Below are 24,505 nucleotides of genomic sequence, written 5' to 3'. Positions count from 1 at the left end.
TATGTACATGTGAAGCAACGATTTTAAACAAGAAAATAGTGTCTTTCTAATTTATTATTAGTCTGATTATTTCCATTCTATTTATTAGCGAATTGATTTTATAAAAATAAAAAAGGCGGCACCGAAGTACCACCTTTGTGACAACGAGATCAGTTTTAAGTTAATGCCTACGCTTTATCTTCCCACTCTTGTGCCCGTGCGACTGCTTTTTTCCAGCCTTCGTATTTGAAATTACGCTCGGTGGTTTCAATACCTGGTTTAAAGACGCGCTCAATAGTCGCTTTGCTTTGCAGCTCATCCAGGTTATTCCAAAAACCAACCGCTAGACCAGCAAGGTAAGCCGCACCCAGTGCAGTGCTTTCACGTACTTCAGGGCGTTCAACAGGCGTGCCTAGGATGTCAGATTGAAACTGCATTAAGAAGTTGTTTGCCACTGCACCGCCATCAACACGCAGTGCTTTTAGGCGTTCGCCAGAATCGGCTTGCATCGCATCAAGCACATCACGGGTTTGATAAGCGATAGATTCTAACGTTGCGCGAATGATGTGGTTACGGTTCGCACCGCGCGTTAATCCAAAAATCGCGCCACGTGCGTATGGGTCCCAGTATGGTGCCCCTAAACCAGTGAAAGCAGGCACCACATACACGCCATTACTGTCTTTCACTTTGGTAGCGAAATATTCAGAGTCTGTGGATTCATCAATCAGTTTTAGTTCATCACGCAGCCATTGAATGGATGCACCACCAACGAACACTGCGCCTTCGAGGGCGTAATTCACTTCCCCTTTTGGCCCGCAAGCAATGGTGGTTAATAGCCCATGGTTAGAACGAACCGCGGTTTCCCCTGTATTTAACAGCAAGAAACAACCTGTTCCATAGGTGTTTTTGGCCATGCCTGGTTTTACGCACAACTGACCATACAGTGCCGCTTGTTGGTCACCTGCCATGCCCGAAATGGGAATACGCGTACCACCTTTACCCCCAATGTTGGTTTGACCATATACTTCAGAAGAAGGGCGAACTTCAGGTAACATGGCACGTGGGATATTCAATGCTTTGAGAATTTTGTCATCCCACTCTAAATTGCGAATATTAAACAACATGGTACGAGATGCATTGGTGTAATCAGTCACATGTACGCGGCCTTGGGTCATTTTCCAGACCAGCCAGGTATCGACGGTACCAAATAGCAATTCCCCTTTTTCAGCACGTTCGCGAGCACCCTCGACGTTATCTAAAATCCACTTAACTTTTGTTCCTGAAAAATAAGGGTCAACCACAAGGCCTGTATTTTGGCGAATATACTCTTCTAAATCTTTTTCATTTTGCTTGAGATGAGTACAGAAATCAGCGGTACGGCGGCATTGCCACACAATCGCATTATAAATAGGTTTACCTGTCTCTTTTTCCCAGACAATGGTTGTTTCACGTTGGTTGGTGATACCAATCCCTGCGACTTCATCGGTACGAATATCTGCTTTAGCTAATACTTCGACCAATGTGGAACTTTGTGATGCCCAAATTTCCATTGGGTCGTGCTCTACCCAGCCAGGCTTAGGGTAAACCTGAGTGAATTCACGTTGTGAAATGCTCACAATATTCGCATCGTGGTCGAGTACGACAGCTCGAGAACTGGTAGTGCCTTGATCAAGTGCAACGATATATTTTTTTTCAATGGTGGTTTCAGTTGTCATAATTTAAGCCTGTTCCGAGGATTTTGGGTTTTTGACGGATAATTTTTCTGCTTTGGTCTCTTCTTCACATACCATGCAAGGCAAGTGGCGACCGATTAATTTGCGATAACCGAAGGCTCCTAGCAGACCACCGACAATAGGCGCTGTCAATGGGACAAGGAAATAGGGAATGTCTCGACCACCCGTGAAGGCAATATCACCCCATCCAGCGAGATAAGCGACAACTTTAGGGCCGAAATCACGTGCTGGGTTGAGGGCAAAGCCTGTCAGTGGACCAAATGAACCGCCGATAACCGCAATTAAGATACCAATTAATAGGGGGGCGAGAGGGCCGCGTGGCACACCGTTACCATCATCAGTTAAGCCTAAGATTAAGCAAACGAGGATGGCAGCGATGACGACTTCAATAAAGAATGCATGAAAGACGCTAATTTGCGGAGCGGGATATGTTGAGAACACCCCAGCGGTAAATAAGCTTTCTTGTGTGCCGCGGATAATATGGTGAACTTGTTCGTAATCGAAAAAAACAGGGGAATACATGGCGTAAACGAGTGCAGCGGCACAAAAGCCACCTAACATTTGCGCAATGATGTACGGCACAACTTTGCGCTTATCAAAGCATGCAAACAGCCAGAGAGCGAGGGTAACTGCAGGGTTAAGGTGGGCACCTGAAATACCTGCTGTGAGATAAACGGCTAAAGCGACGCCGAATCCCCAGATAACACTAATTTCCCAGAGGCCAAGTTGTGCCCCTGCGATTCTGACGGCGGCAACACAACCTAAACCAAAGAATACAAGTAGCGCAGTCCCTAAAAACTCCGAGATGCACTGACCAGTGAGTGATGTTGAGGTCATTTGGCTCATATGTTTCTATCCTACGAAAATGAAAATTATTGTAATGTTTTTTTAAGTTAAGATTTTCTAATGGAAAACCCTTATCTGTAAATTTATCGTTAAAGAACATAAACGAGAAATATCGAAATTGAAAATTGTGTGTTACATCACTAAAGCGAACAAAAACAAACAAAAATAGTGATGTAATCGACCTTTGCTATGTGATCAGACCAGTGTTTTTATCATCACAATGTACTGATTCAGATGGAAGGAGCTGGACACAGAGGATCATGCTACTTACAATCGTGTAAAAGCTGATAAGGGAGACCAGAAACATGTCATTTGAAGTATTTGAGAAGCTCGAATCCAAAGTTCAACAAGCGATTGATACAATTACCCTGTTACAAATGGAAATCGACGAATTAAAAGATAAAAACGGTGCATTAAGCCAAGAGTTAGAAACTGCAAAATCAGGGACCGATTCACTCGTGCGTGAAAATGAACAATTGAAGCAAGAACAGCAAGCTTGGCAGGAGCGTTTACGGACTTTGCTAGGTAAGATGGAAGAAGTGTAATTTCTCGTCATACTTCGCGTTGTAGGGGTGTTGGCTTCGTCTCTTCGCCCTAGTCACATACTTATGTATGCTCCTAGGGTCTTATCGACTTGCCGCCTACCTACAACACGAATTATTTAGAGAAATGTTTGTTATACCTCACGTTGTAGAGCGCTGGCTTCGTTTGGATACCCTAATTACATACTTATGTATGCTCATCGGGATATCCTTCACTTGCCGCCTACCTGTGACTCGAATTATTTTGGAGTATGTTTTCTGAGATATGTGAAAAGTGAGTGAAAAAACAGAAAGCGGAAGGCAGAACAAAAAAGAAAAAGGCAGATATTCGAATCTGCCTTTTTTTATTGAATTTGGTGAGGCTTATTCGTCGAATTCATTCTCTGTAGTTTCTTGGGCGAGCGGTTCTTCAGACAAAATCATGCCAGTATTATCCGCATACAGATAATCACCTGAGAAGAACGTAACACCACCAAAATTAACACGGATATCGCTTTCGCCGATACCTTCATCAGGGCAGCCCGCAGGCATCGCAGCGATAGCTTGGATCCCAAGGTCAAGTTCCATCAGGGCATCAACTTGGCGCACGGCACCGTAAACTACAATGCCTTCCCAGTGGTTATCGACAGCTAACCTTGCCACTTCGGCATCGATTAGTGCTTTACGGACAGAACCGCCACCATCAACGAGCAGAATACGGCCAGCGCCTTCTTCTTCCAGCAAATCATACAGGAGGCCGTTATCTTCAAAGCACTTCACTGTAATGATTTGACCGCCAAATGAAGTACGTCCACCAAAGTTGGAGAAAAGAGGTTCTACCACGTTAACGCTTTCTTGGTATATATCGCAGAGTTCGGAAGTATCATATTTCATAGGATTTAGGTCTTTTTTTGCTGCAAGAGGATGCCAGTATATCCCTTTTGATCTGTACTTGGCAAAATTCCCCGCCTAAAAATAGGCGGAAAAAGTCAAAAAATGGTCAAATAACGCAGGTTATTTACTCATTACCACGCCAACAGCGAATAACACGTTCGTCACAAGGGCGGCTTTAACCATGTTCTCAAGAAGTGGGCGCATCCCTTCGGGGGTGGGGTCGGTCAGGACACGGCGAAGGTGATTGAGCAATATTGGGACTGCGAATAAGAATAACCAACCACTCCAGCCTGATAAGTAAATCAACTTGAACAGCACTAAACATAAAATAGCCACAATAATAATAATGGCATGGTAAATACGTGCACCTTGTGGCCCTAAACGAACCGCTAAGGTATTTTTTCCTGCTTTGATGTCGTTCTCAATATCACGCATATTGTTGATATTTAATACGGCGACAGAAAGTAGGCCACATGCGGTAGCAGGTAAGACGGTGATGATGTTGAATGTATTCGCTTGCAAATAATAGGTGCCAATCACACTTAGCCAACCAAAGAAAATTAAGACGGAGATATCACCTAACCCCAGATAACCATAGGGTTTTTTGCCCACGGTATAGGTAATCGCGGCCACAATCGCCACGAGGCCTAGCGCAAGAAAGCCAAAGGCATCTTCAGGCTTTTCGCAGGCGACAATAATCAGTAATAACCCTGATAGGCAGGCTGCGGTAATATTGAGTTTCAGCGCTTTTTTCATATCCGCTTGGGTAATCACCCCTTTTTGCATTCCGCGCAGTGGCCCAATGCGTTCAGCGGTATCCGACCCTTTTACGGCATCGCCGTAATCATTCGCGAGGTTTGATAAAATCTGGAGTAAGCCTGCTGTAATTAGCGCAAGCAAGGCGACTGGCCATTTGAAATGACCTGTCAGGTAGGTGAGTGCAGAGCCAGTGACAATGGCGATAACCCCAAGAGGCAGGGTTTTAGGGCGAAGACTTTCAATCCAAGCTTGTTTACGACTTATTGTTGTGGATGTCGGCTGCATGCAGTTACCTATAATTCAAACTCTTTGAGATACGTTCTTAAAAATGTAATAACCCACCGCATGAAGAAATACCTGAGTATATTCAATGCAATGGGCTGAATATTTCATAGAAAAAGTGCAGCGATAAAAGCTGCACTTTAGTCGATGTATATTAAGGATACATGAAAACCTGATAATTAATAAGATTATAAAATAAATCTACTCAAGTCTTCGTCCGCAACCAGCTCATCTAAGTGCTGTTTCACGTATTGCGCATCAATTTGGATGGTTTGGCCATTACGGTCGCTTGCATCAAAAGAGATGTCTTCCATTAAACGCTCAAGCACTGTGTGCAGGCGGCGTGCACCGATGTTTTCGGTAGACTCATTGACCTGCCATGCAGACTCAGCAATCTTACGAATACCGTCAGCAGTGAACTCAATATTTACCCCTTCAGTGGCCATCAGTGCTTTATATTGTTCCGTTAAAGAGGCATTTGGCTCCGTTAATATCCGCACGAAATCTTCCGTGGTCAACGCTTGTAATTCAACGCGAATTGGCAAACGGCCTTGTAATTCAGGAATTAAATCCGATGGGCTAGAGACTTGGAAGGCACCAGAGGCAATAAACAGGATATGGTCGGTTTTTACCATACCGTGTTTAGTCGAAATGGTACAACCCTCGATGAGTGGCAGTAAGTCACGTTGTACCCCTTCACGAGAGACATCTGGACCTGAACTTTGCCCACCGCGTTTACAGATTTTGTCGAACTCATCGATAAACACAATACCGTTTTGCTCAACGGCTTCGATGGCTTGTTCTTTTAACTCTTCAGGGTTAACTAACTTAGCGGCTTCTTCTTCCACCAGCAACTTGAACGCTTCTTTGATTTTCATCTTACGCGGTTTTTGTTTTTGCCCTGCGAGATTTTGGAACATCGATTGCAGCTGGTTGGTCATCTCTTCCATACCTGGAGGTGCCATAATCTCAACACCCATCGGTGACGCAGCGACTTCAATCTCAATTTCTTTATCGTCTAACTGTCCTTCGCGTAATTTTTTACGGAAAGTTTGGCGTGCTGGCGAATGCTCATCTGCAGGCTCCGTTTGTCCCCAGTTATTTTTTGCTGGTGGGATCAACACATCCAGAATACGTTCTTCTGCCATTTCTTCCGCACGGTAGCGGTTTTTTTCAATAGATTGCAAACGCACCATTTTTACTGCGGAGTCAGTTAAATCACGAATGATTGAGTCGACTTCTTTACCCACATAACCTACTTCAGTAAATTTGGTGGCTTCAACTTTAATAAATGGCGCGTTGGCTAATTTAGCTAAGCGGCGGGCAATTTCAGTTTTACCTACCCCTGTTGGGCCAATCATCAAAATATTTTTAGGCGTGACTTCATGGCGTAACACTTCGTTTAACTGCATGCGGCGCCAGCGGTTACGCAGAGCAATGGCAACAGAACGTTTGGCTTTATTTTGGCCAATAATATGATTGTCGAGTTCGCTGACAATTTCGCGTGGAGTCATTTCGGACATGCTAACAATCCTTATGATTTTGAAGAAATTTCTTCAAAGTTGACATTATGGTTGGTGTAAATACAGATATCGCCTGCAATGGCGAGTGCTTTTTCAGCAATTTCTTTTGCGCTTAAATCTGTATTTTCTAACAGTGCGCGTGCAGCAGATTGTGCATATGGGCCACCAGAGCCAATAGCGATTAAATCATTTTCTGGCTGAACGACATCACCATTACCCGTGATGATGAGGGAGGTATGTTCATCTGCTACGGCAAGCAGTGCTTCTAGTTTGCGCAGCATACGGTCTGTACGCCAATCTTTAGCGAGTTCTACGGCCGCTTTGGTTAAATGGCCTTGGTGCAGTTCGAGTTTGCGTTCGAACAATTCAAAAAGCGTGAATGCGTCTGCGGTGCCACCGGCAAATCCGGCAATGACTTTGTCATTATAGAGACGGCGAACTTTGCGGACATTGCCTTTCATGACGGTATTACCCATCGTCGCCTGTCCATCACCACCAATTACGACCTGGCCATTACGGCGAACACTTACGATTGTTGTCATGAGTTAGCCCCTGGTTTTATTACAAAAAAATGCAGTTGAGTTTTATTTTCAAGAGATAAAACCCAAGTGATAGTTGTTGATTAGCTATCACTTGGATTAGGTTAAAGATAAAAACAACCGCTCATGAGTGCGTTAAAACAGTAGATGGGGTGGGGGATGGGGTTTTTCAACCCCCTGATGCACGAAGAATACAACCTGAAACGCCAACACCTGCTGCGCGGTCACGCATTTTCTCTGCAGTTGACTTGGAATAAGGGCCAAGAACAATTCGATGCCAGCCACCACCTGCAGTCACGCGGCTTTCAATCCCTGCAAAAGCTAAAGTGGCGCGAACAGACTCCGCTTGGTCAGCGGTACGGAATGAGCCACATTGTACCAACATGTTTTGCATGCTATTTGCGGGCTTTGGCTCCGCAGGTGTTGCAGGTTGTACAGGGGCAATTGGCGCAGTAGGGCGAGTTTCTGGTTTTGGCTCAGCATTCACCACGGGTTTACGTGGAACAGGCTCAATAGGTTGAGCGGGCTCATTGATAATCACTTGAGAACGAGGAACAGGTTTGCCGTTGGACGGCACTTCTTGCAAATTCGTGACGGGTTGGCGTCTATCTGAATCCATTTGCTCTAATAATTGGCGTTGTTCAGGGGTTAAGTCTGAAGGGCGCAGAATATTATTACCCGAGCTAGGTTGCTGGGTATTTGGCAAATCAACGCCACGGCGTTCTAATTCTTTAATATAGCGCCAGCGCTCTTCAGGTTTGGGGGGAAGCGTGCTGCCTGCAGGAGCTGAAGGTGTAACAACTTGCGGCTGCGGCGCATCCTTTTTGTTGTGGGTGATATAAAACAGGCCACCAACAAATAGCACAACAATTGCCACCGCAACAACCAGCGTGGTCATTGGTAGACCTTGTGCTTTTTTTGATTTCCCTTTGCCTTTTTTACGGGCGGATGACCGCCCACGAGCTACATAATCTTTTTGTGCCACGCTATTAATTCACTAGTTATCAATCGTTAGTCATCATCTGGATTAACATGTTACTTAACCTGAACAATTTTGACTAGCTTTTAGGCGCTTTTGTGCTTTCTCTGATGATTAAATCAGAATCTAGGAGACGTGAACCTGGTGTAACGTTGTTGCCATGGATTTGTTCAAGTAGCAATTGCATTGCATGATGACCAATTTCCGCGCGAGGTTGGTTAATTGTTGTTAACGCAGGTAAGGTATATTTTGCTTGTTCTAAATTATCAAATCCAACAAAAGATAAATCATCTGGCAGAGTTAACCCCATCTTTTTGGCTTGCCACATTGCGCCAATAGCCATGATATCACTGTGGCAAAAAATCGCAGTTGGTGGTTCAGGGAGAGATAACAGTGTTTTCACGGCTTCAGCGCCACCCTCATGTGTAAAGTCGCCACGAATAATATAGTCATCACGCAATTTTTCCCCTGTTCTCAACATCGCTTTTTTGTAGCCTTCTAAACGATATTGGCTAAGTGGCATATGCGATGGCCCTGCAATACACGCAATCAGCTTGTGGCCTTGTTTTTGAAGGTAATGGGTGGCATTAAATGCTGCTGTTAAGTTGTCAATGTGTACAGTCGGTAGTTTTAATTCAGGGGCGAATTCATTCGCCATCACAATAGGGGGTAAGTTTTTTTGTTCTTCAGTCGAAATATCGAACGGGATATTTGAGCCTAATAACACCATGCCATCGATTTGTTTGGTGATTATTAGATTAATAAAAGCATTTTCCTGTTTTTCTTGGTGTTTGCAGTCACCAATCAACACAAAGTAGCCTTCTTGTGCGGCAATTTCTTCAATGCCACAGACCACGTCACTAAAAAACGGGTCACGAATATTGGGAACTAACACCAAAATGGTTTTTGATTCATTGCGTTTATAGCTTCTTGCTAAGTTATGAGGATAGTAGCCAACATCCATAACCGCTTGTTCGACTTTTTGGCGGGTCTGTAAGGAGACCTTTTCAGGGTTCATTAATGTTCTGGAGACCGTCGCTGTCGAAACGCCCGCGGCACTAGCAACATCTTTCATTGTTGCTGTGTTATTGTGTTTTTTACTTTCCACAACGCCTTCCTTAGATTGATTTAATCGTTTGCTTTTTTTTGAATGGCGCAAGCACGTCATTATTTATGATTAGAAGTTATTCTAATTGGATTCTCAATAATATCTGTTACCTAGTTTGCATAAAAAGTGTGACATGCGTCATTTTTTAGAGCTGCTTCGCAAATTTCAAAAATAATTTAGGATGCAAAAAGATAGGTGAAACTCAATCTGTTCGAAATTCACACAAAAAATGATATTTATGCAAAAAAGTAGATAGCTCATAATATCAATAAACTGAACGCCAAGAGACGAAGAACGACTGATAGAATAATCAGGGTAAAATAAAATACCCCTTTAAATTTCGGTCATGCTTTAGCCGTCTGTTGGGTCGACATCTACATTCCATTTTACTTTGCGACTTTCTGGCTGCTTAAGAATTTCAGGGAGTAACTGCGCCATAAATTGTTGTAAATAAGGGCGAGAAGGGTGCTGTAACAGCAGTTGCCAGCGGAAACGACCGCCACGTTTTGCTTGAATCGACGGAGATGGCCCTAAAATCCATAGCTTAGCATCGCTTTGTGGGTGCTCTGTGATGTACTGACGGACATTTTGTAAGAACTGTCGTGAGTCCTGGTTATTATGATCTTCTGAGCGGATCAAAATATGGTTGGTATAAGGTGGGAGCATTGCTACACGGCGTTCTTCCATCGCTTCTTGAGTAAATGCGTTATAGCCGTTTTCCAATAAGGTTAATAGTAAAGGGTGTTCAGGGTGGTGAGTTTGTAAAAGTACTTCCCCTTGTTTACCCGCACGACCTGCACGACCTGAAACCTGCACATACAGTTGAGCAAAACGCTCTGCGGCGCGAAAATCACTGGAAAAGAGGGCACCATCGACATCCAGTAATGCGACTAGCGTAACATCAGGAAAATGATGGCCTTTGGCTAACATTTGCGTACCAATTAAAATGCGAGCTCCGCCCTCGTGGACTTGGTTCAAGTGTTGTTCAAGTTCCCCTTTACGGCTTGTTGTATCTCGGTCAATGCGTGTGACAGGGGTATTAGGGAATAGCTCCGATATCCCTTCTTCGAGTTGTTCCGTTCCCATGCCAACGGGAACCAAATGGGTTGAGCCGCATTGTGGGCATTGGCGAGGAACGGGGCGCTGGCTATCACAGTGGTGGCAGCGTAACTGGTGGAAGTTTTGGTGCAACGTATAGTAGTGGTCGCAGCGTTGGCACTCAGCAATCCAACCACATTCATGGCAAATCAGCGCAGGGGAGTAACCGCGGCGATTTAAAAACAAAATCACCTGATTATTTTGTGCTAGATGCTCTTTAATGTGTTGGATAAGCAAGTGTGAAAGACCAAACTTCAACGGTTGGCCTTTTAAATCAATTAAATGCTGTGTAGCAGGGCGTGCATTTCCTGCGCGGATAGTCAGATTTAGTTGGCGATATTTTTGTTGCTTCACATTGAGTAAGGTTTCGAGTGAAGGGGTTGCAGTGCCCATCACTATTGGGATGTTATTTTTTTTCGCTCTAAAAACGGCCAAATCCCGTGCGTGATAACGCCAGCCATCCTGTTGTTTGTATGAATTGTCGTGTTCTTCATCAATAATAATGATGCCGAGGTTGGCAAATGGCGTAAAAAGGGCAGAGCGCGTACCAATGATAATGGCGGTTTGGCCTAATTTAGCGCGTAACCAGACGGCTAAGCGTTCGCTATCATTAAGAGCGGAATGTAGCACATCCACAGGGGCTTTAAACCGTTCGCGAAAGCGGTTAATCGTTTGTGGCGTTAAACCAATTTCAGGCACCAGGACGAGCGCTTGTTTTCCTTGTGCCAGCACATTTTCTAGCACACTCAAATAGACTTCTGTTTTCCCTGAGCCCGTGATACCTGCTAGTAACCAAGGCGAAAACTCATCGTCTTGAGCACGTATCGCCCCGACTGCTGTAGCTTGTTCACTATTAAGACGTAACCGTTCACCGCACACTTCAAAAGTGGATTGCCATTTTTCGGCAGTCGGTTGCACAGGATGTAGTTCGACATACTCTTTCTTTTTAAGGGATTGTAGCGCGCTTTCACTGATTTCAAGCTCACTAACTTGATGGCGATAAACCGCGCGGCGTTTGAGGAGTGCTAGCGCTTGTTGCTGTTTGGGCGATCGCTTAAATTCATTGAGATCGGCAGCGCTCCCCGTTTTAGTGACTTGCCATTGCCAGATTGGCGTAAATTCAGCGGCTTTCCCTTGGCGCAGTAATATTGGTAAGGCATGAAAGAGAACCTCGCCTATCGGGTAATGGTAATATTGAGAAGACCACAGTAAGAGCTGCCACACATCATCAGGAAACAGTGTTTGTGTGTCGAGAACCAGTTCGATAGTTTTTAGCTGATCTTCTGTAAACTCGCTTTTATCGCTATGTTTGACCACAATACCAAGGGCTTGGCGTTTACCAAATGGTACCATCACACGGCTCCCCACAACAGGAAGAGGCATGTTATCTGGCAGTCGATAATCAAAAGTGCGGTTTAAAGGAACAGGTAAAGCCACCTGAACGACGATCATAACTGGGTTTCCGTCTATTTTTTATGCGATGATAACAATAATATTTCACTAGAGTATCACAAAATTTACTCGGTTTTCATTGCGTGATAAACAGAATTTCTGTATGATCCGCCGCCTTTGGTACTTAATTTTACCAATACGTAAATTCAATCAACACGACGTGTGGTGTCCGGCGTTAGGGCTGGAATGGCGACACGGCCTTAATAGAGGTTCTCCCATGAAAAAAGGTATTCACCCTAAATACGAAGAAGTTACTGCAACTTGTTCTTGCGGTAATGTAATGAAAATTAATTCAACTGCTGGTCACTCGCTGAACCTGGACGTTTGTGGTAACTGCCACCCGTTCTATACTGGTAAACAGCGTGATGTTGCAACTGGTGGTCGTGTTGATCGCTTCAACCAACGTTTCAGCATCCCAGGTTCTAAAAAATAATCGAACTTGTGAAATGCGAAAAAAAGGGAAACTCAGTTTCCCTTTTTTAATGCCTAAAATAGGCGTTTCTTGTTTTTAACCGAATAAATTAGAAACGGTTAAGCACGCCGAACATGCCATCATTACTACGGACTTATACTTTAGACTTGAGTGTATCGCCATCGTCGTTATAACTGACATCAGATTTACCCGCGTCTAAGAAGCGATAGCTTATTATCTATCGCTTACGGCACGGAGCCGGTGCGTATTGCGTATCTGCTGGGAACGGATTGGCTTCACAATCAGGTAATTCTTCACGGACTTCAAAAAGTGCAAAACCAATGACGCCAATATTTCGTTCATCGCCTTGGGCATTTTGATTCACATAGGACTCTTGCGGAGCGGCAAAACGGAATGCGGCGACTTGATCTTGGCTTTTACGGAAGCCTTCAATAGTCACTTCACTTCTAGGGCGAATTAAATATCCACTATTTTGATAAGAACCTGCGCGGCCATTTAATACATCAATGCCATCGACGCTTGTCACCACTTCATAAATCCGATTTCTATCGGTATTTTTGATGGTTAATTGGTAACGTTGGCCTTCTTGAGCAGGCAAAATATATTGCCCTTGGTTATTACGGTACATTGGCATTTTACGACCACGTTCATCTGTCACCTGAATTTCGACGGGAGATAACGCGATATAGCTCATGGTTTGAAGATGGTTAGGAACTCGTTCGCCACGGTAATAGATAGCAGCAGTATCAAAAGGCGTGTTGGTTAAGCGTGTGGCATTAACGGTGGTAACCGCAGAATTGACATCTTCCCCCCATTTTGTCCCGAGTTTTTTCGCTGAAGATTGGGGTGCTGCGACATCTTTATTGTCTTGGAATTCCGCATATGGGCGATTCCCACACCCTGCGGTGACCAGTAACATACCGCTTAGTAGCCCAATTAAAGCCAGATTGTATTTATTCATTGCACTATCCTTCGTGATTTTAACTATTAGCTATGGCTATGGATTAATACTCGAAAGTGTAGAGCGTGGGAGTGAATAAAGCCTGAGGGGGATTCTGAATTGAAAATAATTCAGAAGAATCTAGCCCATTTTTTATCTAGGAAACGGCACTACGCCACAGAGATTGTGGCGTAGTACGGGTATTTGGAATGCGTAAGTGCAATTCGTAAGAATTAATATTCCCACGTTTCTGGGTCAATACCCAATTCGCGCATAATTTCTTTTGCGGCTTCTGGGATCTCGTCATTGCGTTCTTTACGCAGATCTTCATCATTTGGCAGTGGTTGTCCAGTGAACGCATGTAAAAATGCTTCACACAGTAATTCACTGTTAGTGGCATGACGTAAGTTGTTAATCTGACGGCGAGTACGTTCGTCAGTTAAAATTTTGAGTACCTTTAACGGAATAGATACTGTAATTTTTTTTACTTGCTCACTCTTTTTGCCATGTTCAGCATACGGACTGACATATTCACCATTCCATTCAGCCATGAGATACCTTGGATATTTTCAGTAATAATAAAAAATAATATGCATATTCTTTTTAATAGAAACTTATTCTAAGCTCTAAATCGAGAATGCCTGCATATATGTTAGGCGCGACTTAATGTAGTTTAACACAAAATATTGCGTAAAATTAACGATCTAAGCCTACTTATGCGATTGACTATCAATTAACACATAATTATTAAGGCTGATTATTCCATTACTTGATATAAACGTAAAGAGGTTTAGACGTCTAGATATGTTGACGTCTAAACATCCAATGGGTATGATTTGGTCTATCACTGTTCAGGAGAAGCGTTTATGACTTACAAGCCGTCAACCATCGCAATTCATAATGGATTAAATGAAGACCAACAATTTGGTTGCGTAGTGCCTCCCATTTATTTATCCAGTACCTATAATTTTACTGACTTTAATGAGCCTCGGGCTCATGATTATTCACGTCGTGGCAACCCAGGACGTGATATTGTGCAAAAAACATTGGCACAGCTGGAAGGTGGTAGCGGAGCAGTGATGACAAATAGCGGTATGTCGGCGCTTCACCTAATATGTACTGTATTTTTGCGACCAGGAGATTTATTAGTCGCCCCACATGATTGTTACGGCGGCAGCTACCGTTTATTTAACAGTCTGCATGAACGCGGGGCATATCAAGTTCAGTTTGTCGACCAAAGTGATGAAACGGCATTAAAAGCGGCGTTGGCGAAAAAACCAAAATTAGTTCTTATCGAAACGCCAAGTAACCCGCTATTAAGAATTTTTGATATCCAGCAGATTACTCAGTTAGCCCATGAAGTTGGCGCATTGGTCGTGGTGGATAACACGTTTTTGAGCCCGATACTTCAGCAACCTATCTCGCTCGGTGCCGATTTTGTTGTGCATTCGTGTACAAAATATCTTAATGGTCACTCAGATATTGTGGCAGGGGTTGTGATTGCAAAAGAAGAGAAATGGGCAATAGAATTAGCGTGGTGGGCCAATAATATTGGCGTAACAGGCGGGGCGTTTGATAGCTATTTATTGTTAAGGGGCATTCGAACCTTGTCCCCGCGTATTTTACAGCAACAACAAAATGCACATGAAATCGTAAAATATCTTAAAGCTCAGCCTTTGGTCAAAAAATTGTATTATCCTGCACTGGAAGATCATCCAGGCCATGAAATTGCACTCAAACAACAAAAAGGGTTTGGGGCGATGTTAAGTTTTGAATTTGCAGGTGATGAGTCACAATTACGTCATTTCTTGAGTGCACTAAAGCTGTTTACATTAGCGGAATCATTAGGTGGGGTAGAAACATTGATTTCACATACAGCCACAATGACCCATGCAGGGATGTCAGCACAGGCGCGTTTTGAGGCAGGTATTACAGACAGTTTATTGCGTATTTCAGTCGGGATTGAAGATGTGCAGGATTTAATTGCAGATTTAGATCAAGCATTTAAGGTTGCGGCACAACGTTAGCGGAGTTTTTTGATGAGTGTACTAACAGCGGTTGAGGTGGCTCCTTGTCACCGTCAGTTACATAAGTTTGGGGGAAGTAGTTTAGCGGATGCAAAGTGTTATCAGCGGGTCGCAGCTATTATGGCAAACTATAGCCAACCCGATGATTTAATGGTGGTTTCTGCAGCTGGCAGTACAACTAATCAATTGATTAATTGGCTGAAATTGAGCCAAAGTGACCGTATTTCGGCTCATCAGGTACAGCAATCTTTACGTCGTTATCAGCTTGAGCTAATTGAAAATCTTTTGCCAGAAAAACAGGCAGAGACTTTAGGGCGGTTATTTATTCAAGACTTAGAGCGTTTAAGCGCTTTGCTTGATCATCCCGTTAATGATGCGGTTTATGCGGAAGTGGTTGGCCATGGTGAAATTTGGTCGGCACGCTTAATGGCGGAAGTACTCACACAAACTGGCATGCCAAGTGCTTGGTTAGATGCACGTCTATTTCTACGCGCTGAACGTGCTGCACAGCCACAAGTTGATGAAATAAAATCACGCTATTTATTACAGCAGCAGTTAACGCAATTACCTAATCGCCGTATTGTTGTGACTGGGTTTATCTCGCGTAATCAGCAGGGTGAAACAGTTCTATTGGGGCGCAATGGGAGTGATTATTCGGCGACCCAAGTGGGAGCATTGGCAGATGTGGCAAAAGTCACAATTTGGAGTGATGTTGCAGGGGTGTACAGTGCGGACCCTCGTAAAGTGAAAGATGCCTGTTTGCTGCCCTTATTGCGCCTTGATGAAGCAAGTGAATTAGCGCGTTTAGCGGCTCCTGTTTTACATACACGTACTTTACAGCCTGTTTCTGTAAGCAATATTGATTTGCAACTTAGGTGTAGTTACCAGCCAGAGCAGGGCTCTACAAAAATTGAACGCGTTTTAGCCTCTGGTGCAGGGGCAAAAATTGTCACAAGCCATGATGATGTCTGTTTGATTGAGCTGCGTATTGCAGCAGGTCGTGATTTCAAACAAATTTGCAAAGATGTGGACTTACTGCTCAAACGCGTTCAGTTACGTCCACTTGCGCGGGGAATTCACGATGACCGTGCGTTAATTCAATTGTGTTATACCTCTGAAATTGTCGAAAGTGCGCTAAATGTTCTCGAAGAAGCGGCTTTACCAGGGGCATTATCGTTACGGGAAGGTTTTTCTTTAGTCGCTTTAGTTGGCGCAGGTGTTTGCAAAAAACCACTACATAGCCATCGTTTCTATGAAGAGCTTAAAGGCCAGCCTGTCGAATTCATTTGGCATTCAGAAGATGCCATTAGTTTGGTTGCAGTGCTGCGAACTAATCAAACTGAGCACCTGATCCAAGGTATGCACCAAAGCTTGTTCCGCGCCGAAAAACGTATTGGCTTAGTGTTATTTGGTAAAGGGAATATTGGCGCACGTTGGTTAGAGCTTTTCGCGGCAGAACAACCGAATATCTCTGCTCGCAGTGATTTCGATTTTGTGTTGGCAGGTGTGGTGGATAGTCGTCGCAGCTTATTGAATTATCAAGGTATCGACCCAAGTCGTGCATTAGCCTTTTTTGACGATGAAGCCATTGAACATGCAGACGACAACTTATTTCTTTGGATGCGTTCCCATCCTTATGATGACTTAGTGGTTTTAGATGTTACAGCCAGTGAGGCATTAGCGGAAAGCTATATAGATTTTGCCAGTTATGGTTTCCATGTGATCAGTGCCAACAAAATCGCTGGGGCGGCACAAACAGAGCAATATCGCCAAATTCGTGACGCCTTTTCAAAAACAGGTCGCCACTGGTTGTATAACGCGACTGTAGGTGCAGGGTTACCCATCAACTACACAGTGCGTGACTTGAAAGAAAGTGGAGATGGAATACTGGCGATTAGCGGTATTTTCTCGGGGACGTTGTCTTGGTTATTTTTGCAATTTGATGGCTCAGTACCGTTTAGCGAACTTGTCGAGCAAGCGTGGCAGCAGGGTTTAACTGAACCTGACCCACGAATTGACCTTTCTGGGCAAGATGTGATGCGTAAATTGATTATTTTAGCACGTGAGGCGGGTTATGATATTGAACCCGATGAAGTACGTGTTGAATCATTAGTACCAAAACAAGCACAGACAGGTTCTTTGGATGAGTTTTTCGAAAACAGCGCGGTGATCAACGAGCAAATGCAACAGCGTTTAGAAGCGGCACAAGAACTAGGGTTAGTGCTGCGTTATGTGGCTCGGTTTGATGCAGTGAAAGGGAAAGCGAAAGTGGGTGTGGAAGCGGTAAAACCAGACCACCCATTGGCTTCATTATTGCCAGGCGATAATGTATTTGCTATCGAAAGTCGTTGGTATCGTGATAACCCATTAGTCATCCGCGGCCCTGGTGCTGGGCGCGATGTCACTGCTGGGGCAATTCAATCGGATTTAAACCGATTATCTCAATTGCTGTAGTTATTTTTTGTTTGTATTGGTGCTCTTATTTTTATAAAGAGCGCCAATGCATCCATGAAATTTTTTAATTCTCGCCATTTTTTCCCTTTTTTTATTCTGATGATTTAATTCTTCAACATTATTCATGTCTTAAAAGTGCTGAATCGACGATATATTGCGCTGAAACAATACTTAAATAAGAAAAATTAATAAAAATAAGGCTGTAATTAAATTTCAGAAAAATCCCCCAAAGCCATTTTTTTCTGATATGAATATACACTCAAGGGTAAATTTAGCGGGCTGCATCACAAAACGACAACTCTAACGCAGCCGACTGAAATTTTGTTACAGGAAACAGGTCGCAGTCTGTTAACCGTGCTTAGTGCGGGGATGCATTCTGCCAGAAGCACAAGGTCAGGAGTCTCATGAATCAGCAATATTCCGCAATGCGCAGTAATGTCAGTATGCTGGGTAAGCTACTCGGCGATACCATCAAGGAAGCACTAGGCGAGGACATACTTGATAAAGTTGAATCCATTCGTAAGCTTTCCAAATCCTCCCGTGCAGGTAATGAAGTTCAACGCCAAAAATTGTTGATGACATTACAAAACCTTTCGAATGATGAATTGCTTCCCGTTGCAAGGGCATTTAACCAATTTTTAAACCTGACTAACGTGGCTGAGCAGTACCACAGTATTTCTCCACACGGGGAAGCGGCAAGCAACCCAGTGGCACTGAAAAAATTATTCAGCCGCTTAAAAGACAAAAGTTTTACCGATAACGATATCCAAAAAGCGGTGGAGCAGTTATCCATTGAGCTGGTGTTAACCGCGCACCCAACTGAGATTGCGCGTCGTACTCTGATCCACAAATTGGTCGAGGTAAATAATTGCTTATCACAACTCGATCACGATGATATTGCCGACTATGAACGTAATAACATCATGCGCCGTCTGCGCCAATTAGTGGCTCAATCCTGGCATACGGACGAAATCCGTAAAATTCGCCCAACGCCAATTGATGAAGCAAAATGGGGATTTGCGGTTGTAGAAAATTCGTTGTGGGAAGGGGTTCCTGCGTTTTTACGCGAGTTTAACGAGCAACTGGAAGAGTCTATTGGGGCTGTTCTTCCTGTCGAAGCTAACCCAATCCGTTTTACATCATGGATGGGTGGCGACCGGGATGGTAACCCAAACGTAACAGCAGATGTCACTCGCCACGTCTTGCTATTAAGCCGTTGGAAAGCGGCAGATTTATTCCTCAAAGATATTCAGGTTCTAGTCTCTGAGTTATCCATGACGGAAGCCACACCTGAGCTGCGTGCGTTAGCAGGGGGAGACGATGTTGACGAACCTTATCGTCAGATCGCAAAAAACCTGCGCAGTCAATTATTCTCTACGTTAGAATATTTAGAACGTCGTGTGAAAGGCGAACAAGTTCTGCCACCTGCAGATCTGTTAACGGATAACGCCCAATTATGGGACCCGCTATACGCCTGTTATCAATCATTGATTGCCTGCAATATGAAAATTATTGCCAATGGTCAGTTGTTAGATACCTTACGCCGTATTCGCAGCTTTGGTTTACAACTGGTGCGTATCGATGTGCGCCAAGAAAGCACACGTCATACCGATGCGATTGCAGAACTTACTCAGTATTTGGGATTAGGCGATTATGCACAGTGGTCTGAGGAAGAAAAGCAGCAATTTTTATTAACAGAATTGCAGTCCCGCCGTCCATTGATCCCGCAAGATTGGCAACCAAGTGCTGAAACCCAAGAAGTGTTTGAAACGTGCCGCGTGATTGCGAAAGCGAAGAATGATTCCATCGCAGCCTACGTGATTTCAATGGCAAAAGTCCCTTCAGATGTTTTAGCAGTCAAATTATTGCTCAAAGAGGCGGGTGCTTCTATTCGACTGCCTGTTGCTCCGTTATTTGAAACCCTTGAGGACTTAAATAACGCACAAAGCGTCATGACAAAACTGTTAAGCATTGACTGGTATCGTGAGCTTATCGATGACCGCCAAATGGTGATGATTGGTTACTCAGACTCCGCGAAAGATGCGGGTGTGATGGCCGCATCATGGGCGCAATATCGTGCGCAAGATGCGTTAATTAAACTGTGTGAAAAAGAAGGTGTTACGCTGACGTTATTCCATGGCCGTGGTGGTACCATTGGTCGCGGCGGTGCACCAGCACATTCTGCATTACTGTCTCAACCACCAGGAAGTTTAAAGGGTGGCTTACGCGTGACTGAACAAGGGGAAATGATCCGCTTTAAATTCGGTCTACCACAAGTCACCATTAGCAGCCTTGCGTTGTATGCAAGTGCGATTTTAGAAGCGAATTTATTACCACCACCAGAGCCAAAAAATGAGTGGAAATCTGTCATGGATTCGCTGTCTGACGTTTCTTGTACTATGTACCGAGACTATGTGCGTGAGCAGCCAGACTTTGTCCCTTACTTCCGTGCTGCAACCCCCGAGCAAGAACTTGGTAAATTACCATTAGGCTCACGTCCAGCAAAACGTCGCCCGACGGGTGGTGTGGAAACCTTGCGTGCAATTCCATGGATTTTTGCCTGGACGCAAAACCGCTTAATGCTCCCTGCATGGTTAGGTGCTGGGGCGGCACTGAAACATGTAATTGAGCAAGAGGGCAAGCAATCTGTGCTCGATGAAATGTGGCAGCAATGGCCGTTCTTTAATACGCGAATTGCGATGTTAGAGATGGTGTATGCCAAAGCTGACCTGTGGCTGGCGGAATACTATGATCACCGTTTAGTGGAAGAGCGTTTGTGGCCATTGGGGCAAAAACTGCGTGACCAGTTATCGGATGATATTAAGAGTGTGCTGGCGGTATCGAAAGACGAAGCACTTATGGCGGATTTACCGTGGATTGCCGAGTCTATCGCCCTGCGTAACGTATATACCGATCCACTTAACGTGTTGCAGGCAGAATTACTGCACCGTTCTCGCCAACAAGAACACCCAGATCCACGTGTTGAACAAGCACTGATGGTGACTATTGCTGGTGTTGCGGCAGGGATGCGTAATACAGGTTAGTAGCGAGTTACCGATTTAGCTGAGAATTGAAAGGTTACCTATTAAGGTAACCTTTTTACTTTTTATTGATTTGCTTTCCATTGATCCCATTTTTCCCATTCATTTTTTGGTGTAATGAATTCATGGATTTTATCGTTGGATTTTAAACTAGCAATCTTCTTATTAGTTGCTTCTTCTTTAGCTAATTTAATTGGTTTGGGGTTGGTGGAATATACTGGGCTGCATTTAAATAGGAAGCCCTAATATCGCCATCAAGTGTGTAGCCACTGATTTTAGACGTCATGGCATCTTCAGTACCGTATTTTTTTGCGTGCTTGATTAAGCCTTCAGCAACGCCCTCTTTCCAAGGTGGCATATCGTAGTAAGGTACGGTACTTTTTAAGGATAAATACTCGCTGAGTGATTGAGCTTCGCTCATCATGTTCAATGAGTATAACTAAGTGGAATTAGAACGCTTTCATAAAGCAAGCAATGCCGTGATGTATTATCAAAAACGCATCACGACAATGAGGGATTAAGGCCTAACCCCTAAAGTATGGCAGATGGCATAGGTGAGCTCAGAACGGTTCAGTGTGTAAAAATGAAAATCTTTCACGCCTTCGCGGCTGAGGATCTTCACCATGTCCATCGCGATGGATGCCCCAACAAGGTTGCGGCTTTCTGGGTCATCATCTAACCCTTCATACATTCTGCTCATCCACGCAGGGATGCGCACGTTGGTCAGTTTGGCAAAACGCTCTAATTGGCGGAAATTGGACACAGGCAAAATTCCTGGCACTATTTCCACATCAATACCCGTTGCTACGCAGCGGTCACGAAAACGTAAATAGCTTTCGACATCAAAGAAAAATTGGGTGATAGCGCGATTAGCCCCTGCATCAATTTTCTTTTTCAGGTTAATTAAGTCAGCTTGTGCGCTTTTGGCTTCAGGGTGAACTTCAGGGTAAGCCGCGACTGAAATATCAAAATCGGCCTCGCCTTTTAATAACTCAACCAAATCTGTCGCATACATATCAGGTTTATGGCTGCTATCGGGAAAATCACCTCGTAAGGCAACAATATGGCGAATACCATTATTCCAATAGTCACGAGCAATAGATTTTAATTCATCTTTACTTGCGTCAATACAGGTTAAGTGTGGTGCAGCTACTAAGCCAGTTTTGTCTTTGATATCTTTAATGATGCTATGGGTTCTGTCCCGTTCGCCTGAGTTAGCGCCATAGGTAACAGAGACAAATTTAGGTTTCAGGTTTTTGAGCCGATCGATGGATTTCCAAAGCGTCTGCTCCATCTCTTCACTGCGAGGTGGGAAAAATTCGAATGAAACATTAATTTGGCCATCTAATTCAGCTAAATTTTGATTTAGCGCCTCGCGCTGATTCGCGTGAAAAAAACTCATACCCTGTAACCTCGCAATTAGCAGACTAACTATTATCTTTGTAAATTATTATATCCATGTATGCATCTATACGTTTAGACGTCTAAATAGAAATTACCAGATCGGTATCAATAGTCAATACTTAAATTAAATTATGTCGCTGATGTTTTTTCAGTCAGAACAGGAAAAAAATTCATGATAAAAAAACGCGACTCTTTTCAGCGTCGCGTTTATATGAGTGGCTAGTTAGATTTATTCGGTGAAACAGAAATGCTCAATCATTTGGCTAATTAATTGGCGAGTAGGTTCGATAAAGCGCATATCGATAAATTCATCGGGTTGATGAGCTTGTTCAATAGAACCTGGGCCGAGGACTAAAGTAGGGCAAAGTTCTTGAATAAATGGCGCTTCGGTACAGTAGTTCACGGTATCCGCTTTTTGACCCAGTAACTGCTCAATCACGGCGACCATTTTGTGGTCTGTCGGGCATTCATAACCTGGGATCGGTGGGTGCATTGACTCAATCGCCAAACGACCTGGCCATCTTGCCCGCACAGGTTCGAGTGCATCATTCAATAGCTCATCCAAATCTTGCAATGTCAGCCCTGGTAATGGGCGAATATCCATATGTAATTCACAGCAACCACAAATACGGTTCGCCGCATCACCGCCATGAATATGACCAAAGTTCATGGTGGGATAAGGGATCACGAAAGCTGGGTTATTAAAACGCTCTTTCAATGTGTTACGCAGCGTCATTAAATGAGAAATCGACTCATGCATCAGCTCAATGGCATTTACACCACGTTCAGGGTCACTTGAATGTCCCGATTGCCCCGTAATGCGGATAGCGTTAGATAAATGGCCTTTATGTGCACGTATCGGTTGTAATGAGGTTGGCTCACCGATAATGGCAAAATCAGGGCGCAGTGCTGTATTCGCTGCAAAGTAACGGGCTCCTGCCATCGAGGTTTCTTCATCGGCTGTCGCAAGGATATGCAGAGGGCGCTTGAGTTTGGCAAGATCCATATCGCGCAATGCATCGACAATAAAAGCAAAAAAGCCTTTCATGTCAGCAGTACCAAGACCGTAAAGCTTACCATCATGTTCAGTAAGCTCGAAAGGGTTTTTACTCCAACGTCCATCATCAAAAGGCACAGTATCGGTATGCCCACATAGCATCAGGCCGCCATTACCCTCTCCAATGGAAGCCAGCAGGTTATATTTATCACGTGTTTCCGGTACGGGCTGAATATTGACCGAAAACCCCAGCGTCTCTAACCATCCACCAAGGAGTTCCACAAGGGCTTTATTGCTTTGATCCAAATGAGAATCAGTTGCACTAATCGATGGAGTGGCAATTAATTGACGATAAATCTCAATAAATGCAGGTAATTTAATATTCACTGTTGACAGCCTTAATCCATAATAGTATCAATATTCATGCACTTTATTTGAATAAAAATACACATTAAACTGTTTGAGTCACGAGTACAAGGTAGAAAGCACATGTTGAACACACTCATTATCGGGGCTAGTGGCTATACTGGAGCAGAATTAGCCGCTTATTTGCAACGTCATCCTGAAATTAACCTTCAAGGGTTGATGGTATCGAAGCAAAGTGCCGATGCAAATAAATGTTTTTCTGATTTATATCCTCAGTATAAAGGCATTATTGACCTTCCTGTACAGCCATTAACTGATGTGGCTGAGGCGGCAAAAGGTATTGATGTTGTTTTCCTCGCCACGGCGCACGAAGTAAGCCACGATATCGCTCCGCAATTCCTTGAGGCAGGCTGTGTGGTATTCGATTTGTCGGGTGCTTACCGCGTTCAAGATCCTGCGTTCTACACGCAATACTATGGCTTTGAACATACAAATACCGAATGGTTAATGCAAGCAGTTTACGGTTTGGCAGAATGGCAAGCCGATAAAATTCGTCAAGCTCAATTAGTTGCAGTGCCAGGCTGTTACCCAACCGTTTCACAGCTCGCGTTAAAGCCGTTAATTGACGCAAAATTATTAGACAACAACATGTGGCCTGTTATCAATGCAACCAGTGGTGTGTCAGGGGCAGGGCGTAAGGCCTCAATGACAAATAGCTTCTGTGAAGTGAGTTTGCAGCCATACGGTATTTTCACCCATCGCCATCAACCTGAAATCTCCACACATTTAGGGCAAGAAGTGATTTTCACGCCGCATCTGGGCAACTTCTCAAGGGGGATCCTTGCCACTATTACATGCAAGGTGAAAGCAGGTGTTACGGCAGAGAAAATTGGCGAAACGTTTAAAGAAGCATATCAAAACAAACCATTGGTGCGTTTATATGATAAAGGCGTTCCTGCATTGAAATCGGTGGTCGGCACACCGTTTTGTGATATCGGTTATGTATTGAAAGGGGAACACCTGATTTTAGTCGGTACAGAAGATAACCTACTAAAAGGTGCCGCTGCACAGGCTGTACAGTGCATGAATATTCGTTTTGGTTTCAATGAAACTCAGTCATTACTTTAATA

Annotated in this window: 20 protein-coding genes; 6 read left to right on the top strand and 14 right to left on the bottom strand. The window is 44.0% G+C overall.

Going from position 1 to position 24,505, the window contains the following annotated elements; translation table 11 throughout:
• Positions 1-167 precede the first annotated feature (167 nt).
• Positions 168-1,694 (bottom strand): glycerol kinase GlpK, encoded by a 1,527-nt coding sequence (gene glpK, locus ACE2AL_RS19805; RefSeq protein ID WP_206085963.1) that lies wholly within the window; start codon positions 1,692-1,694, stop codon positions 168-170.
• A gap of 3 nt (positions 1,695-1,697) precedes the next feature.
• On the bottom strand, positions 1,698-2,558 hold the full coding sequence (locus ACE2AL_RS19800) for an MIP/aquaporin family protein (protein WP_206085966.1): 861 nt from the start codon (positions 2,556-2,558) through the stop codon (positions 1,698-1,700).
• Between the two features lie 305 nt (positions 2,559-2,863).
• Between ACE2AL_RS19800 and zapB the strand changes: the two genes are divergently transcribed.
• The gene (gene zapB, locus ACE2AL_RS19795) at positions 2,864-3,103 is read left to right on the top strand and encodes a cell division protein ZapB (protein WP_004265299.1); all 240 of its coding nucleotides are present in this window, start codon (positions 2,864-2,866) and stop codon (positions 3,101-3,103) included.
• Between the two features lie 360 nt (positions 3,104-3,463).
• Here the strand turns inward: zapB and rraA are convergent, their stop codons facing one another.
• From rraA to priA, 7 genes are all read right to left on the bottom strand, one after another.
• The gene (rraA, locus tag ACE2AL_RS19790) at positions 3,464-3,973 is read right to left on the bottom strand and encodes a ribonuclease E activity regulator RraA (protein ID WP_375083776.1); all 510 of its coding nucleotides are present in this window, start codon (positions 3,971-3,973) and stop codon (positions 3,464-3,466) included.
• Between the two features lie 120 nt (positions 3,974-4,093).
• Positions 4,094-5,017, bottom strand: coding sequence for a 1,4-dihydroxy-2-naphthoate polyprenyltransferase (locus ACE2AL_RS19785; protein ID WP_206085971.1), 924 nt, complete (start codon positions 5,015-5,017; stop codon positions 4,094-4,096).
• Positions 5,018-5,202: 185 nt separating this feature from the next.
• Positions 5,203-6,537 (bottom strand): HslU--HslV peptidase ATPase subunit, encoded by a 1,335-nt coding sequence (gene hslU, locus ACE2AL_RS19780; protein ID WP_206085972.1) that lies wholly within the window; start codon positions 6,535-6,537, stop codon positions 5,203-5,205.
• Positions 6,538-6,548: 11 nt separating this feature from the next.
• Entirely contained in the window at positions 6,549-7,079 is a 531-nt protein-coding gene (gene hslV, locus ACE2AL_RS19775) for an ATP-dependent protease subunit HslV (protein WP_004265304.1), read from the bottom strand.
• Positions 7,080-7,245: 166 nt separating this feature from the next.
• Positions 7,246-8,061, bottom strand: a complete 816-nt coding sequence (gene ftsN, locus ACE2AL_RS19770; protein WP_349422846.1) for a cell division protein FtsN — start codon at positions 8,059-8,061, stop codon at positions 7,246-7,248.
• A gap of 73 nt (positions 8,062-8,134) precedes the next feature.
• Positions 8,135-9,163, bottom strand: coding sequence for a DNA-binding transcriptional regulator CytR (gene cytR / locus ACE2AL_RS19765; protein WP_206085974.1), 1,029 nt, complete (start codon positions 9,161-9,163; stop codon positions 8,135-8,137).
• A 351-nt stretch (positions 9,164-9,514) separates the two neighbouring features.
• Positions 9,515-11,713: a primosomal protein N' gene (priA, locus tag ACE2AL_RS19760; RefSeq protein ID WP_206085975.1), complete on the bottom strand. Its 2,199-nt coding sequence runs from the start codon at positions 11,711-11,713 to the stop codon at positions 9,515-9,517.
• A 217-nt stretch (positions 11,714-11,930) separates the two neighbouring features.
• Between priA and rpmE the strand changes: the two genes are divergently transcribed.
• Positions 11,931-12,146, top strand: a complete 216-nt coding sequence (gene rpmE / locus ACE2AL_RS19755; protein WP_004265313.1) for a 50S ribosomal protein L31 — start codon at positions 11,931-11,933, stop codon at positions 12,144-12,146.
• 217 nt (positions 12,147-12,363) lie between these two features.
• Here the strand turns inward: rpmE and ACE2AL_RS19750 are convergent, their stop codons facing one another.
• Both ACE2AL_RS19750 and metJ read right to left on the bottom strand, forming a co-directional pair.
• Positions 12,364-13,107, bottom strand: coding sequence for a hypothetical protein (locus ACE2AL_RS19750; protein ID WP_272574410.1), 744 nt, complete (start codon positions 13,105-13,107; stop codon positions 12,364-12,366).
• Positions 13,108-13,319: 212 nt separating this feature from the next.
• Positions 13,320-13,637 (bottom strand): met regulon transcriptional regulator MetJ, encoded by a 318-nt coding sequence (gene metJ / locus ACE2AL_RS19745; protein ID WP_004265315.1) that lies wholly within the window; start codon positions 13,635-13,637, stop codon positions 13,320-13,322.
• Positions 13,638-13,952: 315 nt separating this feature from the next.
• Here metJ and metB point away from each other — a divergent pair, with 315 nt between their 5' ends.
• From metB to ppc, 3 genes are all read left to right on the top strand, one after another.
• Positions 13,953-15,113 carry a cystathionine gamma-synthase gene (gene metB / locus ACE2AL_RS19740; RefSeq protein WP_272539885.1) on the top strand — a complete coding sequence of 387 codons (1,161 nt, stop codon included), beginning with the start codon at positions 13,953-13,955 and terminating at the stop codon, positions 15,111-15,113.
• 12 nt (positions 15,114-15,125) lie between these two features.
• Positions 15,126-17,567, top strand: coding sequence for a bifunctional aspartate kinase/homoserine dehydrogenase II (locus ACE2AL_RS19735; protein WP_206085978.1), 2,442 nt, complete (start codon positions 15,126-15,128; stop codon positions 17,565-17,567).
• A gap of 404 nt (positions 17,568-17,971) precedes the next feature.
• Positions 17,972-20,611, top strand: a complete 2,640-nt coding sequence (gene ppc, locus ACE2AL_RS19730) for a phosphoenolpyruvate carboxylase (protein WP_206085979.1) — start codon at positions 17,972-17,974, stop codon at positions 20,609-20,611.
• Positions 20,612-20,792: 181 nt separating this feature from the next.
• Here ppc and ACE2AL_RS19725 read toward each other — a convergent pair whose 3' ends face one another.
• From ACE2AL_RS19725 to argE, 3 genes are all read right to left on the bottom strand, one after another.
• Complete coding sequence (locus tag ACE2AL_RS19725) at positions 20,793-21,032, bottom strand: hypothetical protein (protein WP_272539886.1); 240 nt, start codon at positions 21,030-21,032, stop codon at positions 20,793-20,795.
• Positions 21,033-21,125: 93 nt separating this feature from the next.
• Entirely contained in the window at positions 21,126-22,010 is an 885-nt protein-coding gene (metF, locus tag ACE2AL_RS19720; RefSeq protein WP_206085981.1) for a methylenetetrahydrofolate reductase, read from the bottom strand.
• A gap of 231 nt (positions 22,011-22,241) precedes the next feature.
• Positions 22,242-23,396 carry an acetylornithine deacetylase gene (argE, locus tag ACE2AL_RS19715; RefSeq protein ID WP_206085982.1) on the bottom strand — a complete coding sequence of 385 codons (1,155 nt, stop codon included), beginning with the start codon at positions 23,394-23,396 and terminating at the stop codon, positions 22,242-22,244.
• Between the two features lie 102 nt (positions 23,397-23,498).
• Between argE and argC the strand changes: the two genes are divergently transcribed.
• Positions 23,499-24,503 carry an N-acetyl-gamma-glutamyl-phosphate reductase gene (gene argC / locus ACE2AL_RS19710; protein ID WP_206085983.1) on the top strand — a complete coding sequence of 335 codons (1,005 nt, stop codon included), beginning with the start codon at positions 23,499-23,501 and terminating at the stop codon, positions 24,501-24,503.
• Positions 24,504-24,505: the final 2 nt, after the last annotated feature.

Origin of the sequence: Providencia xihuensis (genome assembly GCF_041953405.1) — a bacterium.
Classification (GTDB): domain Bacteria; phylum Pseudomonadota; class Gammaproteobacteria; order Enterobacterales; family Enterobacteriaceae; genus Providencia; species Providencia vermicola.
This window is presented reverse-complemented; position numbering and strand designations above follow the sequence as displayed.